Origin of the sequence: Affinundibacterium amnicola (assembly GCF_014284275.1) — a bacterium.
Taxonomy (GTDB): Bacteria; Pseudomonadota; Gammaproteobacteria; order Burkholderiales; family Burkholderiaceae_D; genus Undibacterium; species Undibacterium amnicola.
In genome coordinates, this window is the sequence record NZ_JACOFU010000025.1 from 1 (window position 1) to 255 (window position 255).

Consider the following 255-nt stretch of genomic DNA (forward strand, 5'->3'; position numbering starts at 1 on the left):
CTAAAAAAGTTGCAAGCCTTAGTTCAGGCAAAGCAGAAACTAGCGCAAGAGAGAAAGCGCAAATAGTCGATGAACTAAGGCAGCAATATCCGATCACACAGGTTCTCAAGGTAGTTGGCATGGCACGCAGTACGTTTTACTACCAACGCAAACAATCGCTTCTCGACGATAAGTATGCTGCGATCAAGCAACGCATTCGCACCATCTATGACAAGCATCATGGTCGCTACGGCTATCGTCGCGTGACGGCGACAA

General features: G+C 47.8%; 1 protein-coding gene. It reads left to right on the forward strand.

Annotation, left to right across the window (positions count from 1 at the left end):
* A partial coding sequence (locus H8K33_RS20265) for an IS3 family transposase (protein ID WP_186892768.1) occupies positions 1-255 on the forward strand: 255 nt, incomplete at both ends.